At 71.7% G+C, this 14,248-nt stretch carries 13 protein-coding genes; 8 read left to right on the forward strand and 5 right to left on the reverse strand.

Features of this window, described 5'->3' with window-relative positions; all coding sequences use genetic code 11:
- From ACWD4A_RS06380 to ACWD4A_RS06390, 3 genes are all read right to left on the reverse strand, one after another.
- On the reverse strand, positions 1–452 hold a 452-nt coding region (locus ACWD4A_RS06380), incomplete at its 3' end, for an acetyl-coenzyme A synthetase N-terminal domain-containing protein (RefSeq protein WP_451190145.1).
- 287 nt (positions 453–739) lie between these two features.
- A complete protein-coding gene (locus tag ACWD4A_RS06385; RefSeq protein WP_451190147.1) occupies positions 740–3,022 on the reverse strand; it encodes a SulP family inorganic anion transporter in 2,283 nt (760 codons plus the stop codon).
- 200 nt (positions 3,023–3,222) lie between these two features.
- On the reverse strand, positions 3,223–4,218 hold the full coding sequence (locus tag ACWD4A_RS06390) for an ATP-binding protein (protein WP_451190149.1): 996 nt from the start codon (positions 4,216–4,218) through the stop codon (positions 3,223–3,225).
- A gap of 101 nt (positions 4,219–4,319) precedes the next feature.
- On the opposite strand from ACWD4A_RS06390, the gene ACWD4A_RS06395 reads away from it, so the two are divergent.
- Complete coding sequence (locus tag ACWD4A_RS06395) at positions 4,320–5,141, forward strand: oxidoreductase (RefSeq protein WP_451190151.1); 822 nt, start codon at positions 4,320–4,322, stop codon at positions 5,139–5,141.
- 359 nt (positions 5,142–5,500) lie between these two features.
- Here the strand turns inward: ACWD4A_RS06395 and ACWD4A_RS06400 are convergent, their stop codons facing one another.
- Positions 5,501–6,346, reverse strand: a complete 846-nt coding sequence (locus tag ACWD4A_RS06400) for an HAD family hydrolase (RefSeq protein ID WP_451190153.1) — start codon at positions 6,344–6,346, stop codon at positions 5,501–5,503.
- Positions 6,347–6,799: 453 nt separating this feature from the next.
- On the opposite strand from ACWD4A_RS06400, the gene ssd reads away from it, so the two are divergent.
- The 7 genes from ssd (at position 6,800) to ACWD4A_RS06435 (ending at position 11,717) form a co-directional block, all read left to right on the forward strand.
- Positions 6,800–7,915, forward strand: a complete 1,116-nt coding sequence (gene ssd / locus ACWD4A_RS06405) for a septum site-determining protein Ssd (protein WP_451190155.1) — start codon at positions 6,800–6,802, stop codon at positions 7,913–7,915.
- Positions 7,912–9,069 carry a TadA family conjugal transfer-associated ATPase gene (locus tag ACWD4A_RS06410; RefSeq protein WP_451190157.1) on the forward strand — a complete coding sequence of 386 codons (1,158 nt, stop codon included), beginning with the start codon at positions 7,912–7,914 and terminating at the stop codon, positions 9,067–9,069. Before ssd ends, ACWD4A_RS06410 begins: the two co-directional genes overlap by 4 nt.
- Positions 9,066–9,983, forward strand: coding sequence for a type II secretion system F family protein (locus ACWD4A_RS06415; RefSeq protein ID WP_451190159.1), 918 nt, complete (start codon positions 9,066–9,068; stop codon positions 9,981–9,983). Before ACWD4A_RS06410 ends, ACWD4A_RS06415 begins: the two co-directional genes overlap by 4 nt.
- Before the next feature lie 371 nt (positions 9,984–10,354).
- On the forward strand, positions 10,355–10,795 hold the full coding sequence (locus ACWD4A_RS06420; protein ID WP_451190161.1) for a type II secretion system F family protein: 441 nt from the start codon (positions 10,355–10,357) through the stop codon (positions 10,793–10,795).
- A gap of 2 nt (positions 10,796–10,797) precedes the next feature.
- A complete protein-coding gene (locus ACWD4A_RS06425) occupies positions 10,798–11,046 on the forward strand; it encodes a DUF4244 domain-containing protein (RefSeq protein ID WP_451190163.1) in 249 nt (82 codons plus the stop codon).
- Complete coding sequence (locus ACWD4A_RS06430) at positions 11,033–11,377, forward strand: TadE family type IV pilus minor pilin (RefSeq protein WP_451190165.1); 345 nt, start codon at positions 11,033–11,035, stop codon at positions 11,375–11,377. Before ACWD4A_RS06425 ends, ACWD4A_RS06430 begins: the two co-directional genes overlap by 14 nt.
- Before the next feature lie 7 nt (positions 11,378–11,384).
- The gene (locus tag ACWD4A_RS06435; RefSeq protein WP_451190167.1) at positions 11,385–11,717 is read left to right on the forward strand and encodes an Rv3654c family TadE-like protein; all 333 of its coding nucleotides are present in this window, start codon (positions 11,385–11,387) and stop codon (positions 11,715–11,717) included.
- A gap of 68 nt (positions 11,718–11,785) precedes the next feature.
- Here ACWD4A_RS06435 and ACWD4A_RS06440 read toward each other — a convergent pair whose 3' ends face one another.
- Positions 11,786–14,242: a DEAD/DEAH box helicase gene (locus tag ACWD4A_RS06440; protein ID WP_451190168.1), complete on the reverse strand. Its 2,457-nt coding sequence runs from the start codon at positions 14,240–14,242 to the stop codon at positions 11,786–11,788.
- Positions 14,243–14,248 lie beyond the last annotated feature (6 nt).

Consider the following 14,248-nt stretch of genomic DNA (forward strand, 5'->3'; position numbering starts at 1 on the left):
ACCCGGTCGCCCGCCTGGACGCCCAGCCCGGTGAGGGCGTTGGCGGCCCTGGCCACCTCGCGCTGGAGCTCGGCGTAGGTGATGGTGCGCGTGTCACCGGGCTCGCCCTCGAAGTGGATGGCCACCCGGTCGCCCAGGCCGTTCTCCACGTGCCGGTCCACGCAGTTGTACGCCACGTTGAGCCTGCCGTCGGCGAACCACTTGGCGAACGGCGGCCTCGACCAGTCCAGGGTCTGGGCCGGCTCGGTCTCCCAGCTCAGGCGGCGGGCCTGCTCAGCCCAGAAGCCCAGCCGGTCAGCCCGCGCCCGCTCGTACGCCTCCGCGGTGACGTTGGCGCTCGCGGCCAGGTCGGCAGGCGGTGCGAACCGGCGCTCCTCCTTCAAGAGGTTGGCCAGGCTTTCGTTGCTCACGACATCTCCCTTTCCCAGGGTGCCCGTTGTGTCCGGGGCCATAGCTCATCAGCCCGGAGTGCACTCTGACAAGGGTTGTCGGGAAAAACTGGTTTAGACCTATGCGAAGAGGGGTTGTGCGAGGTCAGGCGGTCGATCAAGGGGCGTACGGAGTGCGCCGATGGGGCGTGCGGAGTGCGCCGATGGGGCGTGCGGAGTGGTGCGCGCCCCTCGGCCGCGTCGAGGGGTTGCCGAGGGGTTCCGGTCGGGGAGCCGGGGGCCATGGAGGCTTTTCGGCCACATCGGCGGGTGCGCTCGGGTCTTGGCCGGGGTGGTGTGACGGATTTCGGTCAGACGGCGTCGAGGACCTCCGGCCGAACCGCCTTGAAGGTGCGCGAAGGCCGGTTGAGCACATAGGCCTGGGCCTCGGCGACGTGGAAGTACATCCCCTGGAGCTGAAGCGACCCCTCGGCCACCCGCCGGGCGACGCAACCATGCGCCATCAGGTGGTCGAGCTGTTGCATCACATTGACGAGCGAGAGGCGTTCGACGTCGTCCGTCACGGGCCGGTCGGCCAGGGCCACCTCGCCGCGGCCGAGCCGGCCGATCCGCTGCATCCGGGCCAGGCTGGGGCGGCCGTGCCGCAACCAGCGGGTGAGCGAGGTCTGCTGGGCGCCCGGCCCCTGGTCCGCGGCGTCGAGCAGGGCCTGCATCGCCCCACAACCGGAATGCCCGCATACGGTAATGGTGCCGACCTTCAGCACCTCCACCGCGTACTCCACGGCGGCGCCGACCGAATCACAGCTGCTCTCGCTGCCGGGCGGGGGCATCAGATTGCCCACGTTGCGCACGGTGAACAGATCCCCGGGACCACTGGAGGTGATCATGCTGGTCACCAGCCGGGAGTCGGCGCAGGTGAGGAAGAGGTGAGTGGGCCGCTGTCCCTCCAGAGCGAGCCGCGCCAGCTCGTCCCGCACCAGAGGGGCCGTGTGCCGCTGGAACGCGGTGACTCCACCGATGAGCTGCCGTCCACCACCGGTGTCCGGCGAGCCGTTGACCGTGGTGGGGTGGGTGCAGTGGTGGTTGTGCCAGGGCATCCAGGGACGGCAGACATGGGTGCCGGACGGTTCGGCGATCGACCGCCCGCCGCGCCCGCGGAGAGTGACCCAACCGCCCTGTGCCTGGTGGGCGTTGCTCCACGACTGCAGGGTGTCGTAAGCGGCATGGTCCATGAACGATCCGCCCAGCTCGACCACCACGCTCGCACCCGCGGGCACGTGTGCCAACGCCCGGCTCAGCCGCGGCACCGCCAAGAAGGTCAACTGGCCATTGACCGCCACCCGGTGGGAGCTCTCCTTCTCCTCCACGGCGATCCGGGTGTGGGCGAGCCGCCACAGCGAGAGGAAGGCGGCCACCACGACGCCGACCGCGAGCCCTTGCAGCACGCCGAACAGCACGACTGCCCCCAACGTGGCCGCGTACATCGGGAACTCGCGGTGCCGCTGGACATGCTTGATGTGGGCGAAGCTCGCCATCCTGACACCGGCCGCCATGACCAGCGCGGCCAGCGCCGCCAAGGGGATCAGCTCCAGCACGGACGTGAGCAGTGCCGCGCACAGCAGCACCCACACCCCGTGCAGGACGGTGGACTTGCGGGTGGCGGCGCCCGCCCGGACGTTCGCCGAGCCGCGCAGGGCGCCACCGGCGATCGGCAGCCCGCCGAGCAGCCCTGACACCACATTGGCCGCCCCTTGGCCGACGAGCTCCCGGTCCAGCGCGCCCTGGTCGGTCTTTCCGTCTTCCGTGTCCGGCTGTTCGGCCCGCAGGCTGTCCACGGCCACCGCGGACAACAGGGACTCCATGCTGGCGACGAGCGTGACTGTCATGACGGCCGAGAACACCCCGAGCACCGGCCCGGACGGCAGGGTGGGCAGCGCCTGGAACTCCCAACGGGGCAACGAGACCCGGGGGAGGGACAGGCCGGTGGCGGCCGCCGTGGCCACGGCCACGGCGGCCATCGGCGTCGGGACCGTGCGCAGCAGACGTCCGGCGCGGCCGGGCAGCCGGGGCCAGGCGACCAGGACGGCTCCGGTGACCGTCCCGATCAACAGGGCCGACGGGTGCGGGTCCGCCAGCACCGAGGGCAGCGCCGCGACATTCGCAGGAGCGGAGCTGTACGGGCTGCCGCCCAGGACGACGTGCACTTGCCCGAGCGCGATCGTGACGCCGATGCCGGCGAGCATGCCGTGCACGATGGCCGGGCTGACAGCCAGCGCCGCACGGGCCACTCGTGCGGCGCCGAGCGCCAGTTGAGCCAGACCGGCGAGGGCCGTGATCGCGCAGGTGGCCCGCCAGCCGTACCGCTGCACCAGCTCGGCGGTCACCACGACGAGCCCTGTGGCGGCACCGCTGACCTGGAGCGGCACCCCGCCCAGCAGCCCCGCGACGATGCCTCCGACCGCCGCCGCGACCAGCCCGGACTGGAGCGGTGCGCCGGTGGCCAGGGCAATGCCCAGTGACAGTGGGACGGCAATCAGGAAGACGGCCACGGAAGCGGAAAGGTCCCGCCGCCAGGCGAGCCTGCCGGAAGTGCGCTGTCCGCTGTGCTGTGTATTCGTCGACTGAGGCTGCATGGGCGTTCCCGTCTTCGTCGGGGCGGCGCGCCCGCGTACAAAACGCGGTCGTGGTCACGGCGTGCAGCGGCGGGAGCGGCTGCGATGGCGGGGCGTATCAACTCTCGGTAAACGAATCGTAATGCAGAGTAAAGGTGAGGGGGAAGGCTGCTTGGTCGAATAAAGAGGCGGTTCCTTCTATCGAGTGAATAGGCGTTTTATCAGGCTGGTTGAGGGGTGATGGATGGCTCGTGCTCGCCCAGGACGAATGAGGGGTCGACCTGAGCCGCCAGATCGGCACCGGTCTTCGCGTTGCCCCAGCTCTCCGCGTTCTTGAGGTGGAAGTGCACCATCTGACGTGTGTAGCGCTGCCAGTCGCGTCGCTCGTACGTGCCGTCCACCGTCTCGCGCAGCGTGCGCAGCGCCGCGCGGTTGGACTCCTCGAGCAGCCCGAAGCGGGGCGGTCGTCCCTTCTCCATGGCCCGTACCCAGTCGGAGTGGCCCACCGTGATCAACAGGTCGTCGCCCACCTCCGCGCGCAGGAAGTCGAGGTCGTCGGCGCCCTGCACCTTGTTGCCGACCACCTTCAGGCAGACGCCGAAGTCCCGTGCGTACTCCTTGTACTGGCGGTAGACGGAGACCCCCTTGCGGGTCGGCTCGGCGACCAGGAACGTCATGTCGAAGCGGGTGAACATCCCGGACGCGAAGGAGTCGCTGCCCGCCGTCATGTCGACGACGACGTACTCGCCGGGCCCGTCGACAAGGTGATTGAGGCACAGCTCGACCGCGCCGACCTTGGAGTGGTAGCAGGCGACCCCCAGGTCCGACTCGGTGAAGGGGCCGGTCGCCATCAGTCGGACCGAGGCGCCGTCCTCCAGCTGGACCGTCCGGGCACACGCCTCGTAGACCGGGTTGTCCTCGTCGACCCGCAGCAGTCGGGAGCCCTCGCCCGGCGGAGTCGTCTTGATCATGGTGGTGGCGGAGGTGATGCGGGGGTTGGAGCCCCGCAGATAGTCCTTGATCAAGGGCAGCTCGGCACCCATCGCGGGCAGCGCGGCGGCCTCCTCGTCGTCCAGCCCGAGCGCCGCGCCGAGATGCTGATTGATGTCCGCGTCCACTGCGACCAGGGGGACGCCGTCCGCGGCGAGATGGTGGATGAACAGGGACGACAGCGTGGTTTTGCCGCTGCCTCCCTTGCCTACGAAAGCGATCTTCATGTTCACCAAGCGTAGGGTGATGGCCGCGGAAAGTGAGAGCCGCGCGTGAAGAAGACCACTCCTTCGAGGGGTGTGAAGCCAAAGTGCGTACTGTTTTACCCATGAGTACGACTGCCGATCCGCTCGCAGCCCTGGGCTCGCTCCCTGGCGTTGCCGACTCCGTGGACTCCGTGCGCAAGGCGGTGGACCGCGTCTACGGGCACCGAGTGATGCGCCGCCGCAGCAATGAGATCGCCTCCGAGGCCGCGCTGCGCGGAGCGCGCGGTTCCGCGGCGCTCTCCGGCGCCGACTGGGCGCTCGAAGAGGTGCGCCGCCGCACCGACTTCAGCGTCGAGGGCGAGCCCATGACGGTAGGTGCCGCCCTCCGGCTCACCGCCGACGCGGGACAGCTGCTGAGCGTGTGGCGGCAGTCGCCGCTGCGGGTGCTGGCCAGGCTGCACCTGGTGGCGGCGGGCGGCAACCGGCCCGACGACACGGTGGGGCGTCCGCGACTGGCGGGCGAGCCGGTCGACGAGCCGCTGATCGAACTGGAACTGCCCAGCGCCTCCGAGGTTTCCGGACGGCTGGAGGGGCTGGCCGACCTGCTGATAGCGGGCAGCGAGGCGCCCGCGCTGGTGACGGCGGCCGTGGTGCACGGAGAACTGCTGGCGCTGCGCCCCTTCGGCTCGTGCAACGGGCTGGTGGCGCGGACCGCCGAGCGGATCGTGCTCGTCGGGAGTGGGCTCGACCCCAAGTCGATCTGCCCCGCGGAAGTGGGCCACGCCGAACTGGGCCGTGCGGCCTATGCGACGGCACTCGAAGGCTATGTGTCCGGCACTCCGGAGGGCGTCGCGGCCTGGATCGCCCACTGCGCCCGCGCCGTCGAACTCGGGGTGCGGGAGAGCACGGCCGTCTGTGAGGCGCTCCAACGCGGAGCCGCCTGACGGCTTTCCCCGGCCGGGGTGGGAGTCTCCCTGAGTGGAGCCCGGCGCAGGGAAGAACCCCGGACAGGGTTGCGGCGGTACCGGTCAATTCCGGTACCGCCGCTGGCATGTTCGCCGGGTTACCATGCGTGCACGATGTTTGCCCATCAGACCGGGAACTTCGCCCGCGCCTGGTGCGGCTGGCCCGTAATCGACGGGTCGGCGTCGCGTGGGTGCCCGACGTTCATGCTTCGGTCCGTGGGGCCGTGGTGCGTGAAGGGCGTCCTCCCGGATGTCCCTGGTCTCGCGGGCCGTTGATTCCTTTCTACTCCTGTCATCCGCGAAGCGGAAGCCCAAGCCACAGTTCTTTGCTTTTGACCTCAAAGGCGGGCAATAGGGACACGTGATGTGCGGCGTCGGCCGGCGAGCCAGACCAGGCCCGCCGTGAGGGCGGCGGCACCGACCGCGGCGGCCGCGACAAGGGCCGGACGTGACGGCAGGGAAAAGGCCGGGAGACGCTGCTTGAGCCGCACGGGACGGTTGAAGGACAGGATCGGCCAGTCCCGCGCGGCCGCCTCCCGGCGCAACGCGCGATCCGGATTGACCGCATGCGGGTGCCCGACCGATTCCAGCATCGGTATATCGGTCACCGAGTCGCTGTAGGCGTAGCAGCGGGAGAGGTCATATCCCTCCGACTCGGCGAGCTCCCTGATGGCCTCCGCCTTGGTCGGGCCATAGGCGTAGTACTCCACCTCGCCGGTGAAGGCGCCGTCCTCGACGACCATACGGGTGGCGACCACGCGGTCCGCACCCAGGAGTTCACCGATCGGCTCGACGACCTCGGCGCCGGAGGTGCTCACAATCACCACATCGCGTCCGGCCGCGTGGTGTGCTTCGATGAGAGAAGCGGCCTCGTCGTAAATGATCGGGTCGATGAGTTCATGCAGAGTCTCTGCGACGAGCTCACGCACCTGTTGGACATTCCAGCCCCGGCAGAGCGCGGAGAGATACTCGCGCATCCGCTCCATCTGGTCATGATCGGCCCCGCCCGCGAGGAACACGAACTGCGCGTATGCGGTGCGCAGCACGGCGCGTCGGTTGATCAAGCCGCCTTGGTAGAACGACTTGCTGAAGGTGAGCGTGCTCGACTTCGCAATGACCGTCTTGTCCAGATCAAAGAACGCGGCTGTCCGAGGCAACGAGTGGTTTTCCACGGTGCCGAGCATAGGGGCCCTCCATTCGGCGTAAGCTGAGGCGTGTGGGTTTGCCTGAGAAGGCTCTCGGGTACACCATGGAAGTCACGGATCGTTCGCGACCGTGTCTAACCCGGCCCGACTCCTCCCCCCCCGAGTCGGCCGTGGGGACGACCCCCGCTCTCCCCCCCGGCGGGGGTCGTCGCATGTCCGGATGTGTTTTCCCCGTCCGTGACGGCCCTCCTCCCCTTCTGTGGCGCTCGGATCGCCGCTGCCTCCCCTCCTTCATACGCGTCACGCTGCGTAATCGCCAGGGTGCTCTCCGGAAGTCACCGGTATAGGTGACTGGGATATTCACAACGGCTCACTTGTCCACAGTTTTCAACCAAGATCCACATGATTTCTCGGTTACCGGCACGGTGATTCCCCGCGCTGTTCCGCGATGTCCGCGGAAGCGAGAGCGCGTAGTGGGACGGGGAGGACACCGTGGCCGGACCCAGTGCATCCGATTGGCCGCCCGCCGCCGAGGGAAGGCGGGCCGGTCCGCTGATCGTCGTGGAGGACGAGGCGCTGCTCGACGATCTGCTGCGGCTGTGCGCCGCGGCGGGGGCGTTGCCCGAAGTGCTTCAGGGGGTTCCCCCGCGCAGAGGCGCCTGGGAGCGGGCGCCGCTGATCCTCATCGGTGACGACTGTGCCGATCGCGTCGCGAAGAGCATGGCCGGGCTCCCCGGGGACGGGGTCGTGCTCGTCGGCAGGGATCCCGACGACCCCGACATCTGGCGGCGGGCCGTGGAGATCGGTGCCCGGGGCGTGGCCCTGCTCCCCGACAACGAAGCCTGGCTGGTCGACCGGATCGCCGACGCCATGGAAGAGGCCGGACGGCCCGCCCTGACCGTCGGCGTGATCGGCGGGCGCGGGGGCGCGGGAGCAAGCACCCTGGCGTGCGCCCTCGCCGTCGGCGCCGCCCGCACGGAACGGCGCACCATGCTCATCGACGGCGACCCGCTGGGCGGGGGCCTGGACGTGCTCTTCGGAGGCGAGAAGGCGGAAGGCCTGCGCTGGCCCGCCTTCGCCGACTCGCGGGGCCGGATGGCGGGCCAGGCGCTGGAGGAGGCGCTACCCGAGCTGCACTCGCTGCGTCTGCTCAGTTGGGACCGGGGCACCTGCGCGAGCGTTCCGCCCGACGCGATGCGGGCCGTCCTCGCCGCGGCGCGCAGGCGCGGCGGAGTGGTCGTCGTCGATCTGCCGCGCCGACTCGACGATGCCGCTGTCGAAGCCCTCGGGCAGCTGGACATGGGCCTGTTGGTGGTGCCCGCGGAGCTGCGTGCCGTGGTAGCGGCGCAGCGCGTCGCGTCGACGGTGGGGATGGTGCTCGGCGATCTCAGGATGGTCGTGCGCGGCCCGTGCGGCGCGGGGCTCGACGGTGAGGAGATCGCCCGTCTGCTCGGACTGCCGCTGGCCGGTGAGCTGCCCGTGGAGCCCGCGCTGCCCGCCGCGTTGGCCGCGGGACGGCCGCCGGGTGCCGATCGTGGTCCGCTCGCGCAGTTCTGCGCGGAGTTCTGGGCCCGGGTGACGGCTGACGGCGGTGAGGTGTCGCTATGAGTGCCGAACTGCTGGACGCCGTGAGGCTGAGGCTCGCGGAGAGCGGCATGGAGCCGACTCCGGCCAGGGTCGCCGAGGCTCTCCGCAGCGAGGGGCGGCTGTTGGGGGACGCCGAAGTGCTCGGCGTCGTGGCCCGGTTGAGATCCGAACTGGTCGGTGCGGGCCCCTTGGAACGACTGCTCGCCGAGCCCGAGGTCACCGATGTGTTGGTCACCGCGCCCGATCAGGTGTGGGTGGACCGGGGCTCCGGCCTGGAACGCACGGAGGTGACGTTCCCCGACGCGGCCGCTGTGCGCAGGTTGGCGCAGCGACTCGCCGCGATCGCCGGGCGACGGCTGGACGATGCCAGGCCATGGGTGGACGCCAGGCTTCCGGACGGGACGCGGTTGCACGCCGTGCTGCCACCGGTGGCGGTGGGTTCGACGTGTCTCTCGCTGCGGGTGGTGCGGCCGCGGGCCTTCACTCTGGACGATCTGGTGGCCGCGGGGACGGTCCCGCCGGGTGGCGAGCGGTTGTTGCGGGCGGTGCTGGATGCTCGGCTGTCCTTCGTCATCAGTGGGGGTACCGGCTCGGGCAAGACCACATTGCTGACGACCTTGTTGGGTCTGGTCGCCCCGGACGAGCGGATCGTCCTCGCGGAGGATTCCGCCGAGCTGCGGCCGGACCATCCGCACGTGGTGCGGTTGGAGGCGCGGCCCGCGAACCAGGAGGGAATCGGCCTGGTCACCCTGCGGGACCTGGTGCGGCAGGCCCTGCGGATGCGCCCTGACCGGCTGGTGGTGGGAGAGGTTCGCGGCCCCGAGGTGACGGACCTTCTGGCGGCGTTGAACACCGGGCACGAGGGCGGTTGCGGGACCGTTCACGCGAACGCCGCGGCGGATGTGCCCGCCCGTTTGGAGGCTCTTGGGTCCACGGCAGGGCTCGACCGGGCCGCGCTGCACAGCCAGTTGGCAGCAGGGCTGGCGGTGGTGATCCATCTGGCGCGGGAGCGGGGCGGGGTGCGGCGCGTCGCCGAGGTGCATGTGCTGGACCGGGACCGGGCGGGCTTTGTGACGACCGTGCCGGCGGCCGTCCGCAGTCCGCGGGGCTTCGAACGTGCGCGCGGTTGGGGCCGTCTGGCGGAACTGTGCGAGCGCGGGGGGAGTGCGCCATGACGGCCCCTGCGGCGGCGCCGCACACCGCGCTCGCATTCGCGGCGGTGCTGGGTGCGCTGGCCGTGGCCTGGTCGCTGACCCGGCCGGGTCAGGGGCTGCGGAGGGCCAGATTGTTGGTGGCCGGTGCCGCGGTGATCGGCCCGCCCGGCCCCGCGTTGCCCGCGTGGATCGGTGAATGGGCCGACTGGGTACGGCGGTTGGCCCGGGAACGGCGCGAGCTGGTGTGCCTTCCGGTGGGCGGCGCCTTGGCGCTGCTGGGGGAGTCCGTGCTGCCGCTGTGCGCGGCGGTGGTGGCTGTGCCGCTCGTACGGAGGTGGCTCGCCGCTCGAAGTGCGCAGCGGGAGCGGGAGCGGCGGGAAACGGCGGTGATCGAGCTCTGTGGGACCGTCGCGGGGGAACTGCGGGCCGGACGGCAGCCTGCCGAGGCCCTGTTGGGCACTCCTGCGGGGGAGCTGGGCCCGGAGTGGGCGGCGGTCCCGGCGGCGGCGCGGTTCGGCGGGGATGTGCCGGAGGCCCTGCGGGCCGTGGGGCGGCTGCCGGGAGCCGAAGGGCTCCAGGGTGTGGCCGCATGCTGGAAAGTCGCGGTCGACGGTGGTGCGGGGCTTGCTGCCGGGCTCGAACGGGTGGCTGCCGCGCTGAGCGCGGAACGTGACCAACGGGAGGATCTTCAGGCGCAGTTGGCAGGTACGAGATCCACTGCCGCGATGCTCGCTGTCCTGCCCGTTCTCGCGCTCCTGATGGGTGGTGCGCTCGGGGCGAGGCCGCTGATTGTGCTGCTGCACACGCCGGTAGGTCTGGGCTGTCTGCTCCTCGGAGGGCTGCTCGAGTACGCGGGGCTCGCGTGGACGGGGCGGATCGTGCGCGCCGCGGCCGGGCCTCCGGCGGCGAAGCCGCAGGGGAGGGCGGTCGAATGAGTGCACATGTTATCCACAGCCTGTGGATGGCGCTGATTCCCTGCGCCACTCTCATGGGGGCCGCGGTGGCCCTGAAGGCTGCCCGCGGGGAGCGGCCGGTGCGTCGCCGGGTCGAGTCCCTGTTCGGCCGGGGCGGGGCGGAGGTCCCGCCAGGGCCGATGGAGTCGCTGAGGGCGTGGGCGGCGCGGTTCCCCGGGCTCCGTCATCTGCTGCCTGTCGCGGGGGCGGCGGCTGTGGGCCCCATCATCCTCGGAGGCGTTGCCGGGTGGGCGTTGGGACTCGCCGCTGCGTACGGCATGTGGCGGTGGCGGCGGTCGAGAAAAGCCGGTGGCGGGCCGCCGGGTGGGCCGTCTGCCGCACCGGCAGAGGAAGTGGAGCGACAACTGCCGCTCGCCGCGGACCTCATGGCCGCCTGCCTCGCGGCCGGAGCGGGACCGAGGGAAGCGGCGGAGGCGGTGGGCTCCTCCCTGGGCGGCCCGGTGGGGAAGAGCCTGGCCCAGGCCGCCGCGGAGGTGCGGCTCGGCGGAGATCCGGCCGCGGCCTGGAGCCGTGTCGGCAGCCTCCCTCACGCCCGGCCGCTGGCGCACTGTCTGGAGCGGGCCCAGGCCACCGGCGTGCCGGCGGTGGAACCGATGTCCCGGCTCGCGGGCCGGTGGCGCGCCGAGCGGAACAGGACGGCGGGCATACGGGCCCGGCGCGCGGGCGTGCTGGTGACGGCTCCGCTGGGGCTGTGCTTCCTGCCCGCGTTCCTGACGGTCGGCGTGGTCCCGGTGGTGATCGGGCTCGCGAGCGGGCTGATGAAGGGCAACTGACGATGCGTGAAACCGAAATGGGGGAAGTGATGATGACGGTGCTGGACACGTCGTGGTGGTCGAGGCTCCGGTCGTGGCACGGGGCGCGGAGAAGGACCGGCGCGGAGGCCGGGATGTCCACGGCCGAATACGCCATCGGGACTCTGGCGGCCTGCGCGCTGGCCGCCGTGCTCTACAAAGTGGTCACGAGCGGCGCCGTCACCGCGGCGCTGCAGGGGCTGATCGAGAAGGCGCTCCATGCGCCGTTCTGACGGCGGCTATGTGACCGCGGAGGCCGCGTTGGTGCTGCCGACGCTGACGCTGTTCGGCATGGCGCTGATCTGGGGGCTGATGGCTGCGTCCGCGCAGATCCAGTGCGTGGATGCGGCGAGGGCAGGGGCTCGGGCGGCCGCTCGGGCCGATCCTCCGCCGGTGGCGGTCGCCGCGGCCCGCGCGGCCGCACCGGGGGGCGCCCGGATCTCGCTCGCCAGAGAGGGCGACCTGGTCCGGGTGCGGGTCGACGCCCGGACCGCCGGGCCGGGGCCGCTGACGGTACGGGTCGCGGGAGAGGCGGTGGCCCTTGCGGAGGAGACCGTGGGGTGACGGCGGCATGGCGACGGTGTGGGTGGCGCTGGCGACCATGGCGTTCTGCGTGGTGTTCGCGGTGGTGCTGGCCATGGGGCAGGCGGTCGTGGCCCGCCACCGGGCCGGTGGCACTGCGGACTTGGCGGCACTGGCGGCCGCGGACAACGCCTTGCGAGGGAAGGAGATCGCGTGTGGGTTCGCCCGCCGGGTGGCGGCGGCTCAGCGGGCGAGGATGGTGCGGTGCGCCGTGAGTGGTGAGTTCGCCGAGGTGTCGGCGGAGGCGCGGGCCGGTCCGTACGCGGTGCGGGCCCGTTCCCGGGCCGGCCCGGCGACGGGTGTCCCGGAACCGCTGCCCTGACGCAGCCCCGGAGGGCCCGCCGGGCATGGGCTCCCGGCCGCGGCCCGACCCGGTGCGAGCCACGAGGGTTACGCCTCCTCCGGGGCCTCGCTCGGGGCGTCCCTGAGGAGACGGGTGAGGAGGCGGACGGCGGCCTTCTTGTCCAGAGGCTCGTTGCCGTTGCCGCACTTGGGGGACTGGACGCAGGAGGGGCAGCCGGACGCGCACTCGCAGGCCGCGATGGCCTCGCGGGTGGCGGCGAGCCAGTCGGCGGCGGTGTGGAAGGCGCGTTCGGCGAAGCCGGCGCCGCCCGAGTGCCCGTCGTAGACGAAAACGGTGGGCAGGAGCGTATCGGGGTGGAGGGGGACGGAGACGCCGCCGATGTCCCAGCGGTCGCAGGTGGCGAAGAGCGGCAGCATGCCGATGGAGGCGTGTTCCGCGGCGTGCAGGGCGCCCCCGAGGGCCTCGGGGTCGATGCGGGCCTCGTCGAGCTGGTCCTTGGTGACGGTCCACCACACGGCTCGGGTGCGCAGCGTACGGGGCGGCAGGTCCAGCTTGGACTCGCCGAGAACCTCGCCGGTGATGAGCCGGCGGCGGAGGAAGGAGACGACTTGGTTGGTGACCTCGACGGAGCCGAAGCAGAGCCGTGCGTCCCCCCAAGGGATCTCGGCACTGGTTTCCAGGATGGAGACGGCGGTGGTGTCTCGGGCTGTCGTCGAGTAGGGCGGGTCGGCCTGCTCGACCAGGGCGACGGACTCCTCCAGGTCCAGGTGGCGGACGAGATAGGTGCGGCCCTGGTGGAGGTGGACGGCGCCTTCGTGGACGGTGACGTGGGCAGCGGCGGTGTCCACGGTGCCCAGCAGGCGGCCGGTGCCTTCCTCGACGACCTGGACGGGCCGCCCGCCCCCGCCCCGGATATCGGTCAGGTCGACGGCCCGCTCGCGGCGCGTCCAGTGCCAGGCGGCGGCTCGGCGGCGCAGCAGCTTGCGGCCCTCCAGCTGGGTGAGGAGGCCAGGGGTCTCGGGGCCGAAGAGCGAGAGGTCGGCATCGGTGAGCGGAAGTTCGGCGGCTGCGGCGCACAGATGGGGGGCGAGGACGTAGGGGTTGTCGGGGTCGAGGACCGTGGATTCCACGGGCTGCCGGAAGAGGGCCTCCGGGTGGTGGACGAGATAGGTGTCCAGGGGGTCGTCGCGGGCGACGAGGACAGCGAGGGCGCCACGGCCCGTACGGCCCGCGCGGCCTGCCTGCTGCCACAGGGAGGCCCGCGTACCCGGGTAGCCGGAGAGGAGGACCGTGTCGAGGCCCGCGACGTCGACGCCGAGTTCCAGGGCGGTGGTGGCGGACAGCCCGAGCAGTTCACCGGAGTGCAGGGCGCGCTCGATGGCGCGGCGCTCCTCGGGGAGGTAGCCGCCCCGGTAGGCGGCCACGCGGGAAGGGAGGGAGCGGTCGACGTGGGCCAGGCGTTCCTGGGCGATCAGGGAGACGAGCTCGGCGCCGCGCCGTGAGCGGACGAACGCGACGGTGCGGACGCCCTGGACGACGAGGTCGGTGAGGAGGTCGGCGGTCTCGGCGGTGGCCGTACGGCGCACGGGGGCGCCCTTCTCGCCGTGCAGCTCGGTGAGCGGGGGTTCCCAGAGGGCGAAGACCAGCTCGCCGCGCGGGGAGGCGTCCTCGGTGATCTCCGCCACGGGCACGCCGGTGAGCCGGGTCGCGGCGGCGGCCGGGTCCGAGACGGTGGCGGAGGCGAGCAGGAAGACCGGATTCGAGCCGTAGCGGGCGCAGACACGCCGGAGGCGGCGCAGCACTTGGGCGACATGGGAGCCGAAGACGCCGCGGTAGGTGTGGCACTCGTCGATGACGACATAGCGCAGGGCGCGCAGGAAGGAGGACCACTTTGGGTGCGCGGGCAGGATGGAGCGGTGGAGCATGTCGGGGTTGGTGAGCGCGTAATTGGCGTACTGGCGCACCCACTCCCGCTCCTCCACGGGCGTGTCGCCGTCGTAGACGGCGGGCCGGACGCTCTTGCCCAGGGGCTCGGCGAGCGCCCGTACGGCGCGGCGCTGGTCGGCGGCGAGGGCCTTGGTGGGAGCGAGGTAGAGGGCGGTCGCGCCACGGCCGTTCGGGGCCTCGGCGCCGTCCAGCAGGGCGCTCAGCACCGGTGCGAGGTAGGCGAGGGACTTTCCGGAGGCGGTGCCGGTGGCCACCACCACGGATTCGCCGCGCAGGGCATGCTCGGCCGTGCGGGCCTGATGGGCCCAGGGGCGGTCGATGCCGGCCAGCCGGATGGCGTCGACCACTTCCGGCCGGATCTTCTCGGGCCAGGGGGCATGACGTCCCGGACGCGGGGGCAAGTGCTCCGTATGAGTGATGCGTGCAGCCCGGTCCGCCACGGCGGTCAGCCTGTCGAGGACCGTCCGGGGATCGGGGTGTATGCCCGCCTCCGGCGGGAGTTGATCGTTGGCCATTGACACCGAGTGTGTCACTGGCGTGGCGGACAATGGCGCCAAGGCGTCGTGCACGCCTGCCGGTAAGTGATTGAATGCCATCGCGGC

This window comes from Streptomyces sp. NPDC002537, from assembly GCF_053594975.1.

Coding starts and splice junctions, on each gene's coding strand:
- ACWD4A_RS06415 (WP_451190159.1), top strand. CDS start 9,066: ATGACGGCCCCTGCGGCGGCGCCGCACACCGCGCTCGCATTCGCGGCG.
- ACWD4A_RS06440 (WP_451190168.1), bottom strand. CDS start 14,242: ATGGCATTCAATCACTTACCGGCAGGCGTGCACGACGCCTTGGCGCCA.
- ACWD4A_RS06430 (WP_451190165.1), top strand. CDS start 11,033: ATGCGCCGTTCTGACGGCGGCTATGTGACCGCGGAGGCCGCGTTGGTG.
- ACWD4A_RS06390 (WP_451190149.1), bottom strand. CDS start 4,218: ATGAAGATCGCTTTCGTAGGCAAGGGAGGCAGCGGCAAAACCACGCTG.
- ACWD4A_RS06385 (WP_451190147.1), bottom strand. CDS start 3,022: ATGCAGCCTCAGTCGACGAATACACAGCACAGCGGACAGCGCACTTCC.
- ACWD4A_RS06435 (WP_451190167.1), top strand. CDS start 11,385: ATGGCGACGGTGTGGGTGGCGCTGGCGACCATGGCGTTCTGCGTGGTG.
- ACWD4A_RS06400 (WP_451190153.1), bottom strand. CDS start 6,346: ATGCTCGGCACCGTGGAAAACCACTCGTTGCCTCGGACAGCCGCGTTC.
- ACWD4A_RS06410 (WP_451190157.1), top strand. CDS start 7,912: ATGAGTGCCGAACTGCTGGACGCCGTGAGGCTGAGGCTCGCGGAGAGC.
- ACWD4A_RS06425 (WP_451190163.1), top strand. CDS start 10,798: ATGCGTGAAACCGAAATGGGGGAAGTGATGATGACGGTGCTGGACACG.
- ACWD4A_RS06395 (WP_451190151.1), top strand. CDS start 4,320: ATGAGTACGACTGCCGATCCGCTCGCAGCCCTGGGCTCGCTCCCTGGC.